Here is a 23,061-nt window from a genome sequence, read left to right as displayed (position 1 = left end):
ATTTATATATTCATTAGTATAATTATAAAAATTCAGACTCTTCATTAAACCTAACTAAGCGCCTCAACTTAACTCTACAGTTTTTTTAATTTTTTATTTTAATTCTTTAAAAACCAGGCCAAATATGAGTACCTCTAGATTCTCCTTATTCAGAATGAAAAGTTTTGTCGCGCTTATCATTTTCATGGCATTCAGCCAAGAAATTTTCTGCCAAGCAATCAGTTTTGGTTTAGATACCTTACAGCTGAATGGCTTTACACAACCTGCCAAAGGAACCTCACTGAAATTTGGCCCCGACGGAAGGCTATATCTCGCTCAATTGAATGGCCAGATTAAAATCTATACGATACAAAAAACCATTGCCAACGAATATAAGGTCACTGCTGCCGAAACCCTTCTAGACATCCAAAACATTCCTAACCATGATGACATTGGTGCTAGGGCAAAAGATGGTAGAAGCAATCGCCAATCAACAGGTATTACTGTAGTAGGTACAACGAGCAATCCGATTATATACATTTCTTCAAGTGATCCAAAATGGGGCGGACCATCAGGGGATAAGGCACTAGATACCAATTCGGGAATAATTTCAAGGCTGACATGGACGGGAAGCACTTGGGATATAGTGGATCTTGTCAGAGGATTACCTCGATCAGAGGAAAACCATTCTCCAAATGGTCTTGAGTATACGGTCATTAATGGGAAACCATATCTTTTGGTCACAAGCGGTGGACACACCAATGCCGGATCTCCTAGTCTGAATTTTGCTTACTTGGGAGAATACGCGCTATCCGCAGCGGTATTGAGTATAGACCTTAATGCGATTGAAGCGTTAACTCTCAAAAATGATCCCCTGTCTGGCAGGAAATTTAAATATGATATCCCAACTTTAGATGATCCTTCAAGACCAAATGCCAATGGAATCTACAATCCAAACCAATCAGGGTATAATGGAATTGATGTCGGAGATCCATTTGGGGGAAATGATGGCCTAAATATGGGAATGATCGTGTCCGGTGGTCCGGTACAGATTTTTTCGGGTGGATATCGGAACACCTATGATCTTGTCGTTACGCAAAGCGGAAAAGTATATGTAACAGAAAATGGCCCCAACACCAACTGGGGTGGTTTACCTGAAAATGAAGGAAATGCAGTTACAGTTACTAATAAATATCTAAGCACAGAACCTGGAAACAACTCAACAAACCCTTCGGCTAGTGGAGAGTATGTATCCAACAAAGACCATTTAATGATGATTACTTCTGACATCAGTAATTATACATTTGGTTCTTTTTATGGAGGCCATCCCAATCCATTAAGGGCAAATCCTGGGAATCCCTATATTCCAGGCACTACATTTCCATTTAATCCCGGAGGGTCAGGGCTTTTTACAAGATCATTGGGTGATGATGCCAATTGGACGAGTCTAACACCATTGTACACGCCAAACGAAGTTTTTCGTAATTCAATTCTCACACCGGTGGCTCCCGGACAAACCGGTTTTGATGCCTATGCAGCAAATTCCCTTCCCGTTAACTGGCCTCCGGTACCCAAATCAATGGCGAATCCTAACGAATCTGATTTTCGGTCTCCAGATCTTGTAAATCCTAATGGGCCACAAAAACAGCTGGTCACAATTTTCCCAATAAACACAAACGGAATTGCAGAATATAAAGCATCCAATTTTAACGGGGTACTCAAAGGAGCATTAATCGCAGGAAAGAGTAATGGTACAATTCACCTGATTTCTTTAAATGCTGATGGCACATTGAAGCAGTTAGAGTCAAATAAATGGAATCTAAATTCCGGAAATGCATTAGGAATTACCTCAAATGGAGATACTGAAATTTTCCCCGGCACAATCTGGGTCACCACTTTTGATAATAGGATTCATATTTTAACACCCTTGAGTTCAACAAATTGCATTCTTCAGTCCAATCCGGATTTTGACCCCATTGCAGATTATGATAGTGATGGTTTTTCAAATCAGGATGAATTTGACAATGGAACAGATTATTGTTCCGCTGCTTCAAAACCTAATGACTTTGACGGAGATTTTGTCTCTGACTCGAACGATTTGGATGATGATGGCGATGGACTATCGGACGCATTAGATCCATTTCAATTGGGAAACCCAACCAACCTTCCCATTGATAATGAATTGTTTTCTGATAAGACAGATGAATTAAACCGTCCTTTTGGATATTCGGGATTAGGGTTTACAGGACTAATGAATAACAGTGCAGGCAAACCAAATTGGCTGAACTGGATAGATATACCCGGTGGTGGTCCTCTGCCAAATGACATACTTGGCGGTGCAGCAGGCGCAGTTCAACTGGCAATCACCGGCGGAACTGCAAACGGAACGGCAAATAACCAGGATAAAGGATTTCAGTTTGGGGTAAATGTGGGCAATGAAACCGGCGAGTTTTTGATTACAGGAAGGCTTTTAAGTCTGGCGGGGCCTCAATTGTTCTACGATGTCACCCATAATGGGGAAATCGGGATTCAGATGGGTGAAGGTACCCAAAGTAACTTTTTTAAACTTGTGTTTACAAAAACACAGATTTTGGCAGGTTTAGAGATCAATAATGTCCCCGATCCTGCTCCTTTGACATTTGCTATATCCACAGCCAATAGACCAATAGGCTCAGAGAGTATAGATTTCATTCTTAAAGTCAGGCCTGTTCAAGGAACTGTAGAACCGATGGTAAAAATTGGGAATCGGAACATCATCAGCCTAGGCATAAAAAACCTGACAGGTAAAGTCTTGGAATCTGTCCAGCAAATTACCAAGCCTTTAGCTATTGGAATCATTGGGACTTCTGGTGCGCAGGGGGTGGAATATTTGGCTACTTATGATTTCTTTAGAGTAGTAGGAGGTCAACCATATGTTGTCAAAACATTACCTGATATTTCCAAACAAGTGGGATCACAATCCATTCAAATTGATCTTGGAGAATATTTCAATGATGGTGATGGCATTGAAAATCTGAATTTTACAGTCTCAAGCAATACAAACTCCAATATAGGAGCATCCATAGTAGGGAAAATCTTGACTTTAACATTTCCCGCACAGCCAAATTTCGGATCGATTACAATCAGAGCAACGGATTTATATTCCTTGTTTGTTGAGCAAACTTTTAAAGTAGATGTTATAGCCGCCCAACAAATACTTTTCAGAATTAATGCAGGTGGGATTGCGGTGGCGGGATTGAACGGAGCTCCAAATTGGAAATCTAATGAACTCAACGGCTCATACACAGGAGATGGGTATACCATTACAAATGGAGCAAACTATAGTGGGAATTTATTGTATGCCAACAAGCATTCCTCTATTCCTGATTACATCGACAAAACTACATTTGAATCCATATTCAAAAACGAAAGATATAATAACGGAGCCTCTGTTATGACCTATTCTATCCCGATAGCAAACGGTGACTACCAGGTCAATCTGTATATGGGAAATTCATTCACCGGAACCAGTACCCCAGGAACAAGGGTGTTTGATGTAAAAGCGGAAGGAACTACTGTACTTACCAATGTCGATTTGGCAGCAAAATTTGGACATCAAAAAGGAGGGATGGAAAAAATGCAGGTTAAGGTTTCGGATGGAATTTTGAATATTGAATTTGTCAAAAAAACAGAAAATCCTCTGGTAAATGCCATTGAAATCATTGATACCAAGATATCTGCTCCCATTGTCGTTACTAGTACAATTCAAAATCAATTAAATAAAGCAGGTGATGTCCTCGACGGAAATTTATTTTTTACCGCAACAGGAGGCGTAGGACAATTATTCTATAGTGCCGTTAATCTTCCCCTAGGTGTAACAATTGAGGATGTAAACGGAAGGATTTATGGAACAATTGAATCCGCGGCACAGGCAAATAGTCCATATCTGGTTACCGTCACTGTAAAAGACTCCAATAGCCCTGTTCCCAATCAAGAGTCTAGAACGTTCTATTGGACAGTTTCCGGAAATGTTACAGAAAACGGCTTGGTTGGACATTGGAAAATGAATGAAGGGAGCGGATCAAAACTGGTTGACAGTTCTGGGAACGGAAACAATGCAACTATTATGAATACAAGTTCAGGTGTAGTCTGGGTTCAGGGAAAAGATGGTCTGGCGCTCAACTTAAATGGATATTCTAACAGGTTTGCCACCGTTCCAAGTAACTCTAGTCTGAACATGACAAATGCCATAACCATTACGGCATGGATAAGGACCTCGGGATTATCAAGTAAAAGAATCCTTTGCAAAGGTGGACCTGATGGGTATGAGCTTGGTGTTTGGGATACGGGAAAAATAGAGTTTAGGCTCAACAGAGAAAGTTCCGGTAGTGCATACCGATTATATTCCATTCAAAACTACCCTACCGATGGGACTACGTGGATGCATGTGGCCGCTACATTTAATGGCACAAAATCCCAAATCTTCATTAATGGTGTTCTCGATAATTCCGCAACCTATGCTCCAACAACGATAAAAACAAATACAACAGAACTGCAAATCGGGGCAAGGTCATCTATAAACAGATGGGTAGGAGATTTGGATGAAGTAAAACTCTATAATAGAGTGCTTTCAGATGTAGAGATTAATACTTTGGTGACGGGGGGAGTCCCTATCCCGGCTGCGCCAATACTTACAGCTCCGGCAAACTCAGCGAAGGAAATCAGCATTTCTCCGACTTTAACTTGGGAGATTACACAACATGCCAGTTCCTACAAAATACAAGTATCTACTAGCTCTGCTTTTTCTTCTTTTGTGTCAAATGTATCAGGAATTACTGCGACATCCTTCAAAACTCCAAAGCTATTGAACAACGTCATATATTATTGGAGAGTTGCCGCAGTTAACCAAAAAGGCACTTCAGATTGGTCTCAAGTAAGGTCCTTTACAACAAACAGCTTGGTAGGCTATTGGAAAATGGATGAGGGCAGTGGAAGCACACTAATTGACCACTCCGGAAATGGAAATAATGCACAGAAATCCTCTACTTCAAACTGGACTTGGATTACAGGGAAAAGCAGCTTAGCACTATTACTTAACAAATCCATAGTCCAATATGGTGGAGTTCTACATAACTCAACCATCAATATTTCAAAACAAGTTACAATCAGTGCTTGGATTAGGCCAGCTGACAAATTGGGAAGGCAGATTATTGCCAAGGGAGGAACTGACGGTTATGAATTGTTGACCTTAAAATCAGGAAAAGTTGAATTCAGGTTCAATAGAGAAAGCAATGGTTCGACTTATAGTCTGATCTCCAATAAAAGTTACCCGGGTGATGGAAAAACCTGGCTTCATGTAACCGCTACATTTGACGGTACCAAGTCCACCATATATTTTAACGGAGTTCAGGATATTTCAAAGACCTATTCTGCCACCACCATCAAAACAAATACCTCCGAACTACAAATCGGAGCAAGAAAAGGTGCTAATCCATGGAGCGGTGCATTGGATGAAATCCGATTGTACAACAGGGCTTTAACCGCAACTGAGGTGTCCAAATTACCAAATCAAACCATTGCCTTTAGGATGTTGGACGAAGGCGATGTGTCGCAAGACACGGTCGAGGTAGAAATTTCGGCTATTTTGGACAATGCGGTTGAACCAACAAGTGACTCTCCACTGGGAACCAAACTTTACCCCAATCCTGTCGACGATGTCATACATATAGAATTATCGGATTTCAAATATGATTTGATTCAGGTAAATATCTTCGATATGAAGGGTTTAAAGCTATTTGACCAAGAAATTCAAACCAATGAAGGGAAATTTACAATAGACATTTCAAGAATTGGGCTGAAACAGGCAAGTTATGTTCTCTTTGTAAATTCTGATGGATACCAAAGAGTTTTTAAATTCATTAAAAAATAGGTTTAACTGAATTTAGCTTGGTGGATCCGTCAAAGAAAATCCAACCATAAAATGGAATTAAAAGCAAAAAAGTCATAAGGTTTCCCTTCTGACTTTTTGGCTTTTAATTAGATGCTAACCCCTGATTCAATTCTAGCAGGATGTTATAATCCGTCAAAGCTCCTCTTTTGTCCCCTGCCCTATCACTGACAATTCCCCTGAAATAATACGCTTCAGCAAAATGGGTTTTCCTTTGGATGATATCAGACAGAATGGCATAAGCATCGAGATGTTCTCCGGATTCGGAGAGGTTCATGGCTTCCTCTATTTTGATGTCTAAATCCTCCTATTGGGCCATTGCCCGGAAAGGAAGTAATGAAAGCAGTATGAAGAATATTTTTCCAATTTATCTTTTTACAATTATTTCATTTGAAAGAAATGACCCAATCCGAATCTAAAAACGAGGATCAGAAAAGGAAAATTCAATTCCGCTCCGCAAAGAAATTTACTTTGATAGAAATAAAAAAAGCCAATAAAGCAAAAACCAAAGTGAAGAGATCCACAGTTCCTGCTCGGAATTGAAGTCCCACCAACCTTTCAAAAATATAACCGATGTAGGAGTTAGGCAGCTCATTTTCCCCCAAATTCCTAAGGACTTGCCAATGCCAATCTGTCAAAGGACAGTATCCCCAGCCATACCAAAAACCCAAAATCACCCAAGACGCCAATGTCATAGTAATGGTCGCCAAATGCCATTTGCGAAGAGGCTTCCAAATCCATGCAAAAAGGTTGAAGCAAATCAATAAGGTATGGAATACCAAAAAGAAATAATCTAAAATCCTCAAAAGGGTATCTGACATAGAAAGTTTCGAATTGATTAACTTTTATGAAATAAGTAAGGAATTCAAAATTACCCAAGATGAAGAATATAAATTATTGACAAATCCAACATATAAAATTCTTTCAAGATTCACTCTTTCCTCTAAGTCCTGATAAACCTTTGCTGAACAAGGAATAGATACTGCCCAAAGCACCTACTATTCCTGTTACAAAAGTGGTAGCTTGATCCAAGAAGTTTTTGTCAAAATAGCTGATCATTGCCACTGACAACAAAATAAAACTAAATACAGCCACCTGAATAGAGCTGACATTACCATGCTTTTTCTCATCTGTTTTAAACGCTGATTTTTCTTCGTCAGTGACATTGCTTAGAATGAAATGTTTAAAATTTCTATCAAAGAACTTGGGAAGTTCATCTTTCCTCCTGACTAAAACACCTTTTTGCATTAATTCTAAAATTGTGGATTTATTGGAGTAATTGAAAAATCCCTCTTGACTGAAATAATAGCAGACCTTTTTTTCGTCAAAGCTCAACTCGGTCCAAATGTTATAGAAAAATGCCTTTCTTGAGCGGATGAGGATACTTGTTTCCTCTTCACCAAATGAGTATGCTACAAGGTCATCCGGTAATTTGATGGGGATATATTGGAAATGAAATGAAGAAAACAATTGAGAATAATTGATTTGATCATGGGATTGCTTGAATGCCATGTATAATTCTTTCCAAGAAACTCCGGAAGAAAGGATCAATCTGACTTCGTTTTCATTAGCGAAATTGATAATTGAAGACAATTTTTGAACTAGCAAACCCTGATCAGGCAAAAAATGGATATTTTTGATCAACCAATATTTTTTATCTGTGAGATTTGGAGAATGTCTTTTCCCCCAAGTCAAATCCGGATTGGATGAACAGTCGGTCTTCAGTATTGACCCAAAAGAATCAGGAAAATTATTCTCCATCCATTTATCAATCAAGTCTGAATCTATACCCACGAGAAATAAGCTTTGTTTAGATTCTTTTAATTTGGGATCAACTTTAGGATCCTCATCTTGGAAAAAAGTAAATTCAAGTAAATAGATCTTATATATTAAGGATACAACGAGCCAAACCAATCCACCTACAATCATCAAAAACAGCAAGGTTACACTTCCGATCCACCATGGATTATTTGGTATTCTTTCATTGTAATCTTCCCAAAATTTGAAGTCATAAACCTTGTTGCTGAGTTTTGGGGAAATATGGGACCTGTCTTGATAAATAAATTCAGTTACCAATGGGTCAGTTTGGCTGGTGAGACTGCCAAAAATCTGCCTTCGCATTTCATCATAGGTTTGCCAGAATTCATCAGGTTCCGAAAACTGCTCTTTATCTAATTTAGCTTCCCAAAAATTGGATTCATACCACTGGACTTTTGAATAAAGTACATATCCGGGAACAAAGCCAACCATGAAAATCCACATGATAAAGAAGTTAGTAAATAAGAAATGGAAATCAATAGTCAGCTTTTTTTGAAACTTGGAAGACCAAATTTTATAGGAGGCACCATCTGATTGACCGAGTCTAGCTTTTTCAATTTGCCTAAGTTCTAATTCTTGTCTTTTGATGAATGAAATAATTGAAGAAGTAACTACCCAAACCAAGAGAAGGGCAAAATGCCATAAACTGACAAAAGAATACAGCTTCAAAAATGCCAATAAAAGGATGAAGCCAATACTCAAGAAAAATACAAATAGCTGCTTATTTCTAAAAAAAACAGAGCCAACATCATTTTGATTTTTTTCGGAAGCTTTTGGAGAATTTATCCATAAAGGTCCTAACAAGATGAACATGAGAATCCTGTAATGAAATGTATTGATGATCAAGACCAAAAACATCCCAAAAAAACTCACATAGGTCAAATGGTAATAATAAAGAATGACGAAAAGGCAAGCCACAGACAACGAAATCAGGATTTTGAAATTCTCTAGCTTGGATTGTTTTGGAAAAATGTAGTTGTAGGCAAATTTTTCTAATTGTTGGTTGGCTGACTTTGATTTATTCACTTTGTTACTGATTGAAATAATTCCAAGCAAAAAGAGATAGAAAAAAATAAATACAGTAGTCTCAAACGTAATCAATGAAGAATAAACATGTTCCAGATGCTCATCTTTCAAATACAATAACCAAAGAGTCTGATCAAATTCATGATTTGATTGGACCCTACAAAGTGTTGCCAAAAAAGCATGCCCGTCCAGGTACAAAGGAATTTCCCACTTAAAATCCAAGGGGGCACTTCGGTTTTTGGAAATGATCCCTTTTACTTCATGCCATTTTTCAGTGGACAACAATTGCGATAGGCTATCTGCGACTACCTTAATTCTTTGGCTTTTGTGGAGGACCAATCCATTTTCTTTGACCAAAAAGAATTTTCTCGTATCACCGTAATTGATTTTAGCCCCATTCCAATTAAATGTAATCGCTCTTACCCAATCGTTGTTCAGTTGATAACTACTGATTACTGATTCCAATATTGCACTTGCGGTTGAATAATGAGATCCTATATAAAGTGTATCAATTTTTTTAGTATTAAAAGTTGAGTTTTCTTTTGGCTCAGCTAAAAAATAATGATAATATTCCCGATGGCTCAAAGACCTAAAATGCTGTGGTAAACTATTGTCCTCCTTCCCATTGATGATTATTTCTTTTACAGCCCCTATTGAGTCAATGCTTATCAATTCATTATACTTGCCATTATTCCATTCAACATCCCATTTTTTAAGAATTTCTACCTTTTTATTGATGTTTTGGCTAAGGTCAGCCCGAATCCAATCAAGCGCATTTTCATGATTTGAATCACTGATAGGATGATGGTTCTTAAAAAATGAAAAACCAAAACCGATCATCACCATAATCCCAACAAGTGAAAGGCCAATCGAAAAAACCCCAAACCTTGTCAGTTTATCCCCCTTGGTCAAACCAAAAAACGAAATAATGGGAGTTGAAAAAAACATCAATCCCAGTAAAAAAACCAAAATTGTAAGATTGGTAAAATCGACCCGACGCCCTATGGATTCAAAATAAGAGCTTTTGATTACGGCTGTAAGGAAAAATTCAAGGTTGCCAATGACGACCGGAGTAGAATAAACCAGATAGTTTTCATCGTTGTAGACAGCCTGGTCTTTACTGATAGGCAATTCATTAATCTCACTTTCCTGGGTTTTAATAAACCTGAATTTCTTTCCAATTTCAGAATAAGGATAAAGGATCGATCCAGCGGTATCTGTAAGAAATATGGTTTCAAAAAAATCCTGCTGGTTGATTTTGCCAAAAAGTTTTTCAAGCGAAATGGGCATTAGAGAGTCGGCTACTCTTACTTCAAAATAAGGCTCTTTGATATTTTTGAGATTTAATTTTGTTGATTCAATCTTGACAAAGTCAAAATCAGAGAACTTGGTATACTTTTTTTTTACATTTCTCCCTGCCTCCATATCTTTCAGATTCTGCTCAAGTATTCCTTTTCTTTCGTTGAGAAGGATTTGGTTTGTGAGAGATTGATAGGCTACCTCAAAATTCCCCTTAACCAATGCCATGTTTCGGATAGATTGGTTTTCAAGTTCTAGCCTGTTTCTTCTGGATTGCTGAAAAAGCATGAACGCGATGACAACAATTGCCACCAAAAAGACTCCCCATATCTTGAAGTTCTTCAGCCCCATAAAAATTATGCTTAAAAATGAAATTGAATATACAAAGACTGTTGATAATCAAAAAGATATGAACATGTTTTCTTCGAAAAAGAATATAAAACCTACAAATTTTGGCAGCTGATTTTATTATTTCTTTGAATTACAAATCTGTTAATAAAAGGAAATTGTTTTCATTCAAAGAATATTTGCCGGTTAATTCCCCTGCATTCGCAACCTCAGAAACGAATTTTTTACTCCATTTTCCTTAGAAATGGTGAAATATAAGAATCATCAAGTTTCAAAAAATCAGTTTCGATTCTCCGTTTTTTGGATTTTTATAAATATACAGGCATATTTATTGCTTATCTTTGTACTGGGAAAAGTTAAAAATCGAATAAAGAAAGTTATAACGGCCAATTCAATGAAAAAACACCAAATCTATCTTATCCTCATTATTTTTTTGTCATTTCCTGCATTTGGACAGGAAGCAGATTCCTTGGGATCACTCAACAAAGGCACGATAAGCAGTCAATTTGACTTTCTTATCAAATCATCCAACAATTACCAGGACTACAAAGTCATCAAAAAAACAAGCCTTGAAAAATTCAAAGCCAATGTTTTGGATTCTTTGAACCTCTTCAAAAACCAACTTCAAACCGTCAACCAAAGCCTAGCCGAACAGCAAGCCAAGATAGCCGGATTTGATAAAGAAATCGCCGATACAAAAGCACTTCTCGCCACAGCAGAAGCTGCACGGGATAACTTCGAATTCTTTGGTATGCCGATCTCCAAATCAGCCTATAACAACCTTATGTGGACCATCGTTTCTGTTTTGGTGGCCGCATTCTTATTTTTCTTGTTCAAATTTAGCCAAAGTCATAAGCTCATTTCCAAGGCCCAAAAAGACCTTTCTGATACAATCGAAGAGTTTGACCAACACCGTAAAAATACCCTCGAAAGGGAACGCAAGCTCAAGAGAGAATTGGTGGATGCCATGAACGGAAAAATCAACTGATACTGATAGTCCAAAAAAAATCCCGCAGAAAGTAATTTCTGCGGGATTTTTTGTGTCTGGAAAATCTTAAGTCAAAAGAATCAACAATAGGATAATGATGATGATTGCGCCGATCGATAGATAAACACCGCCACCCAATTGTCTGGCCTCGGCCTTCATTTCCTTCAATTCATTTTTGACTTCTTTTCTTTCCTCATTACTCAAATCAGCCAGGTCCATACCCTTGATTTCCGATACTCTTGATTCGATTTCGGCAAGACGAACTTTTTGTTCGGCAGTCAATTCTTCTTTTCCCTCTTTATTGCCTTTGGCATCTGCAGCCGGCGAAATCGTCAAAAATAAGGCGCAGAAAGAGAGTGCATAAATTATTTTTTTCATAGTGATATTAGTTTAAAAGAGATGATTAATATACTAATGAAGATAACCTGTTTTTTCGGTTTTTCAATAATCAAACCCAAATCAAAAATTTTGAAACTTTGAAATTTCTAAATGGATTTGTTATCTGCACGGGCCGTAAAATTATTATTTGTAATTTAGCCATTCTTTGAAAATCCCACTTTCGGGAGCAACTTCTTCATACCTCAACCCAATTGCCTCATGTCCCCAAAAGGAGATAAAAAACTTTTCTTGCTAGATGCAATGGCCTTGATTTACAGAGCCCATTTTGCATTCAGCAAAAATCCCCGAATCAATTCCAAAGGCCTCAATACGGGCATTATGCTTGGCTTTACCAATACCCTCCTTGAAGTTTTGGAAAAGGAGAAACCTTCCCACATCGCAGTAGCCTTTGACACCAAAGCCCCTACATTCAGGCATGTACAGTTTGAGGCTTACAAGGCCAACCGGCTCGAGCAACCTGAGGATATTGAAGTGGGTATTCCATGGGTCAAAAAAATAGTGGAAGGATTCAATATCCCCATTTTGGAAATGGATGGTTTTGAAGCCGACGACATTATCGGTACCATTGCCAAAAAAGCAGAGAGAACAAGTTTTGTCGTTTACATGATGACCCCTGACAAAGATTATGGGCAGATTGTGGATGACCATATTTTCCTTTACAAACCGGCCTTTATGGGCAACGGTGTGGATATCATGGGGCCGAAAGAAGTCTGTGCCAAATGGGATATCGAGCATGTGGATCAGGTCAGGGATATTTTGGGGCTAATGGGTGATGCCGTAGACAATATCCCGGGAATCCCCGGAATAGGGGAGAAGACTGCGGTAAAATTTTTAAAGGAATTTGGATCCGTTGAGGGATTGCTTCAGAATACGGACAAACTCAAAGGGAAGCAAAAGGAAAATGTGGAGAACTTTGCCCAACAGGGATTGCTTTCCAAGGAACTCGCCACCATCAAAATCGATGTTCCTGTGGCTTTCGACGAAGTCGCCCTTCACTATGATGGACCAAATGAAGAAAAGTTAAAAGCCATCTTTTCTGAACTTGAATTCAGGACATTGACCCAGAGGGTTTTTGGGGAAAAGATGAAAAAAGCTCCGTCCAAAGCCAGTGAGCAGTTGGGATTATTCGGACCTATGGATTCAGGAAAAACTGTTTCCCCAGCCATAGAAGAAGAGGAATTGACGGAAGAAGAAATTCCTACAGCGGAAGCCCCCCAAGTCTATGACAGCATCCTCACTACGGCAAATGACTACCATAAAGTGGAAGGAGAAACAGCCATCAAGGAATTGCTTTCTTATCTGGAGATTCAGGATGAATTTTGTTTTGACAGCGAAACCACTTCACTCAACCCCAATGAGGCCGAATTGGTTGGACTTTCCTTTGCCTATGTTCCCGGTGAGGCATTTTATATTCCTTTCCCCTCTGATCAGGAAAAAGCAAGGAAACAACTAGAGCTTTTCAGAGGCATTTTTGAAAATGAAAACATTACCAAAATAGGTCAGAACATCAAATACGACATGCTTGTGTTGAAAAACTACGGCATGGAAGTCAAAGGCAAACTCTACGATACGATGCTTGCCCATTACCTGATCGAACCTGAAGGAAAGCATTCCATGGATTGGCTGGCGCAGCAATACCTGAGCTACAAGCCGGTATCCATCGAATCCCTTATTGGCAAAAAAGGGAAAAACCAGGGAAACATGAGGGATGTGGAAGTGGACGAAGTGGTCGCTTATGCAGCAGAAGATGCTGACATTACGCTAAAGCTGAAGCAAAAATTTGACCCTATCATCAAAGAGAATGGCCTTGAAAAGCTGCTCCATGAAGTTGAAAACCCCTTAATTGAAGTCCTGACTGACATGGAATTTGAGGGAGTAAAAATAGATACTGCAAGTTTGGCTGAACTCTCGGTTCTTTTGGATGAAGAGAGTAAAGTCATCGAAAAAAGGGTCTATGAATTGGCCGGGGTTCGGTTCAACCTTGCTTCTCCAAAACAGTTGGGGGAGGTGCTTTTTGAAAAACTTAAGCTTGATCCCAAAGCCAAAAAAACCAAAACCGGGCAATATGCCACGGGAGAGGAGATTCTGAGCAAGCTTGCCAACGAACATGAAATCGCTGAAGCCATCCTCGAGTACCGTCAGATGGTGAAGCTGAAGTCCACCTATGTGGATGCTTTGCCTACCATGATCAATCCAAAAACAGGAAGGGTCCATACGACTTACAACCAGTTTGTGGCCGCCACAGGCAGACTTTCCTCCATCAATCCCAACCTGCAAAATATCCCTATCCGGACTGCAAGGGGCCGGGAAATCAGGAAGGCTTTTGTGCCGAGAGATGAAAACCATGTAATCCTTTCCGCCGATTACTCGCAGATCGAACTGCGCATCATGGCGGCTTTTTCTCAAGATGCTTCAATGATCGAAGCCTTCAAACAGGGCAGGGATATCCACGCCACGACAGCGGCCAAGATTTTTAAGTTGCCCTTGGAAGAGGTGACTTCAGACATGAGAAGAAAGGCCAAGACGGCCAACTTCGGGATCATTTATGGAATATCGGTGTTTGGCCTCTCCCAGCGCTTGGCAATCCCAAGGTCAGAAGCCAAGGAAATCATTGATGCCTATTTTGCAGAATTTCCGGCAGTAAAGGAATACATGGACGGTGCCATCGAAAAAGCCAGAAAAAACGAGTACGTAGAAACTATTCTTGGCCGCCGCCGCTACCTGCGTGATATCAATTCACGGAACATGACCATGCGTAACTTTGCAGAGCGGAATGCCATCAATGCCCCGCTGCAGGGTTCAGCCGCCGACCTGATCAAAGTCGCCATGATCAATGTGTACCGATGGATGAAAAAGGAAAAACTCAAATCCAAGATGATCCTTCAGGTTCATGACGAATTGGTCTTTGACGCACACAAGGACGAGGTGGAATTGCTCCAAAGAGAAATCCCCAAACTGATGTGCAACGCTGTCAAAATCGATGTCCCCCTCGAAGTCGAAACCGGCGTGGGGAAAGATTGGCTGCAAGCACATTAATAAGACATAAGATGTGAGACGTGAGATTTGAGATAGTTTCTACGAAAAGTTTGAAATCCTTTTTCCAATAAAACTTTATCGATGATCAATGTCTTTAATTCACAAAAAAACCAAAACCAAACATTTTAAATTCTTACAAACTAATAATTAATTCACAAGAAATCTGTCTCTTGTCTCACGTCTCGAGTCTCAAGTCTTGAGTCTTATATCTCACGTCTTCTAAAAAATGGCTAAAACAAAAACCACCTTCTTCTGTCAAAACTGTGGCGCACAAAGCCCCAAATGGATCGGGAAATGTCCCGCTTGTGGGGAATGGAATACCTATGTAGAGGAAGTCATCCAAAAGGAAGAAGCAGGCAAGGGAAATTGGAAGGCTATAGGAACAAGAGAAAAAAGGGCCTCCACACCCAAGCGCCTGTCTGAAATCAACTTTGAAGAGATGCCGAGGACGGTGACCCATGATGCCGAATTGGACAGGGTCTTGGGCGGAGGAATCGTGCCGGGTTCGTTGGTGTTGATCGGGGGTGAACCGGGTATCGGGAAGTCCACGCTGATGTTGCAGATTGCACTTTCATTGCCAAAAGTAAAAGTACTTTACGTCTCGGGAGAGGAAAGCGAGGCCCAGATCAAGATGCGTGCAGAGCGAATGGCTTTCAAATCCGACAATTGCTACGTGCTGTCCGAGACGAATACCCAACAGATTTTTCAACAGATAGAAATCCTTCAGCCTGATTTATTGATCATCGATTCGATCCAGACATTGCATAGCCAATATGTGGAATCGGCTGCAGGTTCAGTTTCCCAAGTCCGGGAATGCACAGCTGAGTTGATGAAATTTGCCAAGGAGACAGGCGTGCCAGTCTTTCTGATCGGCCACATCACCAAAGACGGTTCCATCGCAGGCCCCAAGGTCCTCGAACATATGGTGGATACGGTTCTCCAATTTGAAGGAGACAGACACCTCTCCTACCGGATTCTCCGGACTTCCAAAAACAGGTTTGGTTCTACCAATGAGCTCGGCATCTATGAAATGCGTGCCGAAGGCTTGCGACAGGTGGCCAATCCCTCAGAGATTTTGCTGACGCAAAGGGAGGAAGTCCTCAACGGTGTCGCCATCGGTGCCATGCTCGAAGGGAACCGCCCCCTTTTGATAGAAATCCAATCTTTGGTCAGCCCTGCCACCTATGGTACGCCACAGCGGAGCAGTACAGGTTTTGATGCAAAGCGGTTGAATATGCTTTTGGCAGTCCTAGAAAAAAGAGGGGGAATGCGCTTGGGTCAGCAGGATGTTTTCCTCAATGTTGCCGGTGGGATGCGTGTGGACGACCCGGCATTGGACCTTGCGGTCTGTGCCTCTTTGGTATCTTCTTATGAAGACAGTCCCGTTCCGGAGGACATCTGTTTTGCAGGAGAAGTAGGATTGGGAGGAGAAATCAGGGCGGTGAACAGGATTGAAAACAGGATTGCGGAGGCAGAAAAGTTGGGATTCAAAAGAATCATGGTTTCCAAATATGCCATCAAGGGATTGGATGTAGACAAGTATAAAATCCAGGTTATCGCAGTCAGCAAACTGGAAGAAATGTATCAGAGGCTGGTGGGGTAATTTGATTATCCAGGTCCTTTGCGATAAAAGAATAAATTATCTCACGCGGAGCCGCAAAGAAAACAAATGATGAATTTAGATTGAAGGATGAAGGAAAAGGGATGAAGGATGATGGATTTAGAATGAAAAATGTTGCATGCAGAAGGAACGAGGCAGTATAATTTAGGAAGGAAGTAGTTTTTCTCTGAGCCCTTTATGACCCCTGTGGTAAATATTTTCACCGATTTTTCTTTGCGTAGGTAAGGTCTAATTAGCCCTGAAAGGGCGAAACTTGACTAAGACTGAGAGATTATTCCGCCCCTTCAGGGCTCATGTGGATCTAACCTGAATTTAAGGATGGGCTGCACCCATCCCTTTGGTATCTCGCCCTTTCAGGGCTTGAACCAAGAAAAAACAAAAACGCTGTGATCTCTGTGCCCGTGTCCTTTGTGGTAGAAAAAAACAGATTTAGCCACAGATGAACATAGATTTTCACAGATGATTTGAGATGATTCTGAAAAAATTTTACCGCAATGATCGCAACGGTTTCGGTAGGAACACAAGGTGGCCATCTTAAGACCTTTAGGCTTTTTCGTTTTTTTCTTTGCGCCTTAGCGCCTTCGCGGGACATGTTTAACCGCAATGTGCGCAATGGTTTCGCTAAGAACGCAAGGTGAATTTCTTAGAGGCTTTTTCTTTGCGTTTTTGCGCATTCGCGGGACATCTTCTCTTCTTCTTTTTTTGCGTCCTTGCGTCTCCTGCGTGTTATATTATTGTAATTTTTTCTCCGTGCCCTCCGTGAGCTCCGTGGTAAATTATTCTTACCGATTCACCCTTTGCCACCCATTGTGATATATTTGGTTCCTTTGCCGAAAATCAAATCCAGCACCTTATAATTCAATTATACCTCTGATTATCAATAATATAATATTTTTTTGTAAATTAGGTTTGTTTTTAATTCTGTCCACTTTTCAATCCAATAGCCATGTCAGATCAACCAGAAAAACTCGACTCAAAACCAGAATTCACCGGCAGACGCCTAGTCATGCTTGATCCAAAAGCCAAATTCAAAGATATAGAAGGAGAAGCAGGAGGAGCATCCCTGAGGCTTGCCCCCTCGAGCGAGTTTAAATCCCATGAGGAAGATTACATGAAAGCCTTTGACCAGGCTGACGGCATCGTATTTGAAAATTTTGGCGTTGCCGTGATCAATGAAAACCATGAATCTGAAATCAATGTGCTTACAAGTTCGGCCCGTACCAGCAGCATTTTCCTTTATGATGAACCGGAGAGATTTGTCTATGCCTTGGCTGAGGTGCGTGCTTCGGGGGGCGGAGGTTTTTGGCAATGGCTTATGAGACTTTTGGGTATCGGTCCAAAACCCCCAGTCACCTCCCCACCAAGCAATCCCAAACCGGACCCAGCCCTACCTAATTCCTATTCAGACAATGCTATGGCCTATTGGGGTGTTCAGGCAGTCCGTGCATTGACCAGCAAATACACCGGTAAAAATATCCCTATTGCCATTTTGGACACAGGTTTTTTGCTTGGACATCCGGATTTTCAGACAAGGGTGATCCAAAGCAAATCCTTTATCCCGGGAGAAGATGTCAATGACCTCAACGGACACGGCACGCACTGCACCGGAGTAGCAGGAGGAGGATTGCGGGGTTCTAACCAAACCAGGTATGGCCTGTCATCAAATGCCAACATTTTTATCGGAAAAGTGCTTTCCAACGCCGGTTCAGGCTCGGACAGCGGCATCATCGCAGGCATGGATTGGGCGATGAGCAATGGCTGCAAAGTAATCTCCATGTCTCTCGGGGCGGCGACAAGACCCGGCCAAAGCTATTCCAGGATTTATGAGGACATCGCCAAGCAGGGAAGGGAAAAAGGCACTTTGATCATCGCGGCTGCAGGGAATGAAAGTAACCGTTCTTCTAACGTTATCAAGCCTGTCGGCCATCCTGCCAACTGCCCTTCCATCATGGCGGTAGCTGCGGTGGACAGGTTTCTGAAGGTTGCGGATTTTTCCTGCGGTACCATCAACGGCGAGGGTGGCGAAGTCAATATTGCCGGTCCGGGGGTAGCAGTCATGAGCGCTTATAAATCTCCCCAAAACTATATTTCGATCAACGGCACGAGCATGGCAACACCCTTTGTGTCAGGTGTGGCAGCCCAGTTGTGGGAACAAAATCCAAATGCCACTCCTTCCCAGATTTGGGAAAAGTTGGTCAATACGGCCCGGCCAATCGGCTTGCCGGCAAGTGACGTAGGTGCAGGACTCGTACAGAGTCCACAGTAATATTATTTAGATACCAAAAAAAATGGCAAAGCATCCCACAAAATTCATTGCCTCTATAGAGGAAAATGAAATCGGTAATATCCAGAATATCGCCCAAGCCCTTGAAGGAAAAGGTTGCAAAATCACCAATATCCTCTCTTTTACCGGGGTAATCTGCGGCGAAACTGACGGAGATGAATCCAGCCTTCAGGAATTGAAAGTCAAAGGAATCAAACACATCGAGGAAGACGGTGAAGTTGAGGCTTTTGGGGGATGAGGTTTGAAGGATGAGATTCGAAGGAGGAAGGATGAGGTGGGGAGAGGTAAGTGGTGATAGGTGGAAAAGACTTCACCTTGTCATATCGACCAGAGGGAGATATCTTTTTGAAAGAGGAGGTTTAAAGGATGAGATTCGAAGGAGGAAGGATGAGGTGGGGAGAGGTGAAAGGTAAGAGGTTAGAGGTTGGGAAGTCGGGAGGTTGGGAGGTTGGGAGGTTGGGAAGTCAGGATGTTTTTAGGAAAGAATTTGGTGACAAGTAAGAGGTGATAGGTGGAAGAGACTTCACCTTGTCATATCGACCAGAGGGAGATATCTTTTTGAAAGAGGAGGTTTAAAGGATGAGATTCGAAGGAGGAAGGATGAGGTGGGGAGAGGTGAAAGGTAAGAGGTTAGAGGTTGGGAAGTCGGGAGGTTGGGAGGTTGGGAAGTCAGGATGCTTTTAGGAAAAAGTTTGGTGACAAGTAAGACGTGATAGGTGGAAGAGACTTCACCTTGTCATATCGACCAGAGGGAGATATCTTTTGAAGTACGAAGTTGGAGGTTGGAAGTACGACTGAAAGCGAAGGTATTTTTTTTACTCCAAAAGTCATCCATCAAATAGCATATCCTAAAACCGACATTTTTATATATCTTGATTGCCTTCAATACCCACCTATCTTCTGATGAAAAAACTCATTCTTGCCATCCTCTTTCTTGGCGCCTTCCAACTCTCGGCACAGGATTTCAAAGAAATCAACAACACCCTCAAATATAGAAACATAGGCCCCTTCCGTGGAGGGAGGTCAGTGACTTCTTCCGGTGTGGTCAGCGATCCGCTTACCTACTATATGGGAACCACGGGCGGCGGTGTCTGGAAAACAGAGGATGCAGGACAGCATTGGAATAACATTTCTGATGGATTTTTTACTACCGGTTCGGTCGGTGCGGTATCCGTCTCCGAATCCAACCCCAACATCGTCTATGTCGGCATGGGCGAGCATGCACCCCGCGGTGTGATGACCTCCTATGGCGATGGTGTCTACAAATCTACCGATGCTGGCAAAACCTGGAAGAAAATAGGTTTGGAAAAAACCCAACACATTTCGAGGATCGTCATCCATCCTACCAATCCCGATATAGTCTATGTAGCTGCACAAGGTGCACTCCATGCACCCAACGAAGACCGGGGCATCTACAAGTCCACCAATGGCGGAGAGACTTGGGAGAAGGTACTTTTTGTTGATAATAAATCGGGTGCCGTGGAACTGTCCATGGACATGAATTATCCCGAAGTACTTTATGCTGCCATGTGGGAGCATCAACGTCTTCCCTGGAAAGTCATCAGCGGGGGTCCCGGTAGCGGCCTTTACAAGTCTACCGACTCCGGCAAAACCTGGAAGCCCCTCACTAACGGACTTCCCAAAGAAAAAGGGAAAATGGCGATTGCTGTTTCCCGTGCCAATTCAAATAAGGTGTATGCCTTGATAGAAAGTGATTCAGACAAAGACCAAGGCGGCCTTTTTGTATCTGAAAACGGAGGCATTGATTGGTCTATGGTCAGCGGAGATAACAGACTGGTTCAAAGAGCTTGGTATTATATAGAAGTTTTTGCTGATCCTCAGGATGAGCATACGGTGTATGTCCTCAGTGCGCCCTCACTCCGCTCCATCGATGGTGGCAAAAACTGGGAAGTACTTCCCGGGGCGCATGGTGATTACCATGACCTTTGGATCAATCCCAAAAACTCCAAAAACATGGTCATGGCAGACGATGGTGGTGCGGCTATTTCATTCAATGGGGCCAAAACCTGGTCCACGCAAGCCAACATGCCAACTGCCCAAATGTACAGGATCAATACCGACAACCAAATCCCCTACCGCATCTACGGCGGACAGCAGGACAATACGTCTTTGGTCATCAACAGCATGGCTTTGGGGCGGGGCGGCATTTCTCAGGAGCATTGGAATTACTCCGCAGGGGGTGAAAGTGCCTTTTTGGCATTCAATCCTGATGATCCTAGGTACGTTTTGGGAGGCAGCTACCTCGGGACCATCGAAGTTCTCGACCACAAATCCCTAGGAAGTACCAATATCATGATCGCTCCGATCTTTTACCTTGGCAGGGATGCGAGTGACATGAAGTACAGGTTCAACTGGAACGCCCCGATCATTTGGTCACAGCATGAACCCGACACCTATTACCATGGATCGCAATATGTCCTGAGGACAAAAGACTTGGGCCAAAGTTGGGAAGTAATATCTCCCGATCTGACCAAAAATGAAAAGGAAAAACAGGGAAAAGGCGGTGGTCCATATACCAATGAGGCCGTGGGCGCCGAAAATTATGGCACCATCAGCTACATCATGGAATCTCCCCACGAAAAAGGACATATCTGGACAGGCAGCGACGACGGACTTGTTCACCTGACCCGCGACAATGGAAAGACATGGACCAACGTGACTCCAAAAGGCTTGACGGAATGTCTCATCAACGCCATCGAAGTTTCCCCTCACGATCCGGCCACAGCCTACATTGCTACCACCCGCTACAAGTTCAATGACTATACTCCGGCTATGTACAAAACCACCGACTACGGAAAAACCTGGACGAATATCAGTAAGGGAATCCCTTACGGTGCGTTTACCAGAGTAGTGCGGGAAGACAACATGGTAAAAGGACTGCTCTATGCAGGTACAGAAACGGGCATCTACCTCTCCCGAAATGGAGGCACAAGCTGGGGACCTTTCCAGTTGAACATGCCGGTCACGCCGATCACTGACCTGAAAGTAGCCCACAACGACCTGATTGTCGCCACTTCGGGCCGCTCTTATTGGATCTTGGATGATCTAAACGTTGTCCGTGGAATTCAACCCTCTGTGGACAAACCTCTCCTCTACCAACCTGACGACGCGATGTTGGGGAATTGGTATTCTCCCTTAAATGGCAACAGTGAAGAATTCAAGGGAACTCATCCTTTTGAGGGAGTGAATCCTGCCAATGGCGTGGTGATTTATTACCATTTGCCGGAATCTGTGAATGACTCGACAGCACTGACCTTGGAGATCAAGAACGAGAAAGGAGAATTGGTAAGGACATTTTCAAGCAAAAAAGACCCATCATTTATCAAATACGATGGCGGTCCTTCAGCAGAACCTTTATTGACTATCAAAAAAGGGGTAAACAGATTTGTCTGGAACATGCGGCACCCAACCATGCCGGGTGTGCCCTCTGCTTACCTGGAGGCAAGTTTCTCAGGTCATAAGGCCATTCCCGGGATTTATACTTTGCTTTTGAAATCACCTTTGGGAGAAAGCACCAACACGGCCAAGATTGTGGACAATCCGGATTTTGGACTGAGCCTTGCTGACTATCAGGAATACCACGCCTTTATGTCCAGGATGGAAGCCGAACTGACTTCCATGCATACCATGATCAATGAAGCCATGGCTTACCAACAGCAACTGAAGCCACTTTTGGCCAAAATCAAAAGCGATGCTTCCAAAAAAGAACTGCATATAGCCGGAGCAAACCTGCTGAAGGAAATGCAGGCTTGGGATGAAGACATGATACAGCGCAAGTCCACGGCCTATGACGATGTCGAAAACTTCCCCAATAAATTCACTGCCAACTACCTGTACCTGATCAATCAGACCGAAAGCTCGATCCCTCGAGTCACCAAAGGATCCAAAGACCGCCTTGAAGAACTTTCCAAAGAATGGGAAATCCTGAAAGCCAGGGGAGAAAAACTTTTGCAAACGTCAATACCGGCCTATAACAAATCCTTGCAGGAAGCGGGGATTGGGGTTTTGTATGGGAATTGAAAGATTGGTAGTCCGAAGTGGGAAGTTGGGAAGTGAGAGGTGGGAAAAGTACGAAGTGGGAAGTTGGAAGTACGAAGTGGGAAAGTAAAAGGTAAAAGGTGAAAGAGACTTATCCTTGTCATATCGACCAGAGGGAGATATCTTTCGAAGTATGAAGTGAGAAGTTGGAAGTACGAAGTTTGGTAGGGTGAAAGGTGGGAGGTGAAAATGTACCAAGTACATAGTATTCTGAAAGGGGTAAGAGGTGAGAAAAGTACGAAGTACGATGAACCAAGTACCAAGTATATGAAAGGAAA

General features: G+C 42.1%; 11 protein-coding genes. 7 read left to right on the top strand and 4 right to left on the bottom strand.

The window, feature by feature from the left end; translation table 11 throughout:
• The first annotated feature begins 124 nt into the window (after positions 1 to 124).
• Positions 125 to 5,887 (top strand): LamG-like jellyroll fold domain-containing protein, encoded by a 5,763-nt coding sequence (locus DQW11_RS09490; RefSeq protein ID WP_113923838.1) that lies wholly within the window; start codon positions 125 to 127, stop codon positions 5,885 to 5,887.
• 103 nt (positions 5,888 to 5,990) lie between these two features.
• Here DQW11_RS09490 and DQW11_RS09485 read toward each other — a convergent pair whose 3' ends face one another.
• The 3 genes from DQW11_RS09485 to DQW11_RS09475 form a co-directional block, all read right to left on the bottom strand.
• Entirely contained in the window at positions 5,991 to 6,182 is a 192-nt protein-coding gene (locus tag DQW11_RS09485; RefSeq protein ID WP_113923837.1) for a tetratricopeptide repeat protein, read from the bottom strand.
• 166 nt (positions 6,183 to 6,348) lie between these two features.
• Positions 6,349 to 6,726, bottom strand: a complete 378-nt coding sequence (locus DQW11_RS09480; protein WP_113923836.1) for a DUF2784 domain-containing protein — start codon at positions 6,724 to 6,726, stop codon at positions 6,349 to 6,351.
• Between the two features lie 103 nt (positions 6,727 to 6,829).
• Positions 6,830 to 10,399, bottom strand: a complete 3,570-nt coding sequence (locus DQW11_RS09475) for a hypothetical protein (protein ID WP_157966084.1) — start codon at positions 10,397 to 10,399, stop codon at positions 6,830 to 6,832.
• Between the two features lie 391 nt (positions 10,400 to 10,790).
• Between DQW11_RS09475 and DQW11_RS09470 the strand changes: the two genes are divergently transcribed.
• Positions 10,791 to 11,384 carry a hypothetical protein gene (locus DQW11_RS09470; RefSeq protein WP_113924210.1) on the top strand — a complete coding sequence of 198 codons (594 nt, stop codon included), beginning with the start codon at positions 10,791 to 10,793 and terminating at the stop codon, positions 11,382 to 11,384.
• A 66-nt stretch (positions 11,385 to 11,450) separates the two neighbouring features.
• On the opposite strand, the gene DQW11_RS09465 is transcribed toward DQW11_RS09470, so the two are convergent.
• Complete coding sequence (locus DQW11_RS09465) at positions 11,451 to 11,762, bottom strand: hypothetical protein (RefSeq protein WP_113923834.1); 312 nt, start codon at positions 11,760 to 11,762, stop codon at positions 11,451 to 11,453.
• A gap of 219 nt (positions 11,763 to 11,981) precedes the next feature.
• On the opposite strand from DQW11_RS09465, the gene polA reads away from it, so the two are divergent.
• The 5 genes from polA (at position 11,982) to DQW11_RS09435 (ending at position 22,765) form a co-directional block, all read left to right on the top strand.
• Entirely contained in the window at positions 11,982 to 14,819 is a 2,838-nt protein-coding gene (polA, locus tag DQW11_RS09460; RefSeq protein ID WP_113923833.1) for a DNA polymerase I, read from the top strand.
• Between the two features lie 226 nt (positions 14,820 to 15,045).
• A complete protein-coding gene (radA, locus tag DQW11_RS09455) occupies positions 15,046 to 16,422 on the top strand; it encodes a DNA repair protein RadA (protein WP_113923832.1) in 1,377 nt (458 codons plus the stop codon).
• Between the two features lie 964 nt (positions 16,423 to 17,386).
• Positions 17,387 to 18,706 carry a S8 family serine peptidase gene (locus tag DQW11_RS09445; RefSeq protein ID WP_113923830.1) on the top strand — a complete coding sequence of 440 codons (1,320 nt, stop codon included), beginning with the start codon at positions 17,387 to 17,389 and terminating at the stop codon, positions 18,704 to 18,706.
• Positions 18,707 to 18,728: 22 nt separating this feature from the next.
• Complete coding sequence (locus DQW11_RS09440; RefSeq protein ID WP_113923829.1) at positions 18,729 to 18,962, top strand: hypothetical protein; 234 nt, start codon at positions 18,729 to 18,731, stop codon at positions 18,960 to 18,962.
• Between the two features lie 665 nt (positions 18,963 to 19,627).
• Positions 19,628 to 22,765, top strand: a complete 3,138-nt coding sequence (locus DQW11_RS09435) for a WD40/YVTN/BNR-like repeat-containing protein (protein ID WP_113923828.1) — start codon at positions 19,628 to 19,630, stop codon at positions 22,763 to 22,765.
• The last annotated feature ends 296 nt before the right edge of the window (positions 22,766 to 23,061 follow it).

The organism is Cognataquiflexum aquatile (assembly GCF_003316845.1).
Classification (GTDB): domain Bacteria; phylum Bacteroidota; class Bacteroidia; order Cytophagales; family Cyclobacteriaceae; genus Cognataquiflexum; species Cognataquiflexum aquatile.
The sequence above is the reverse complement of the archived record's forward strand: the minus strand, read 5'-3'. Positions and strand labels throughout refer to the sequence as shown.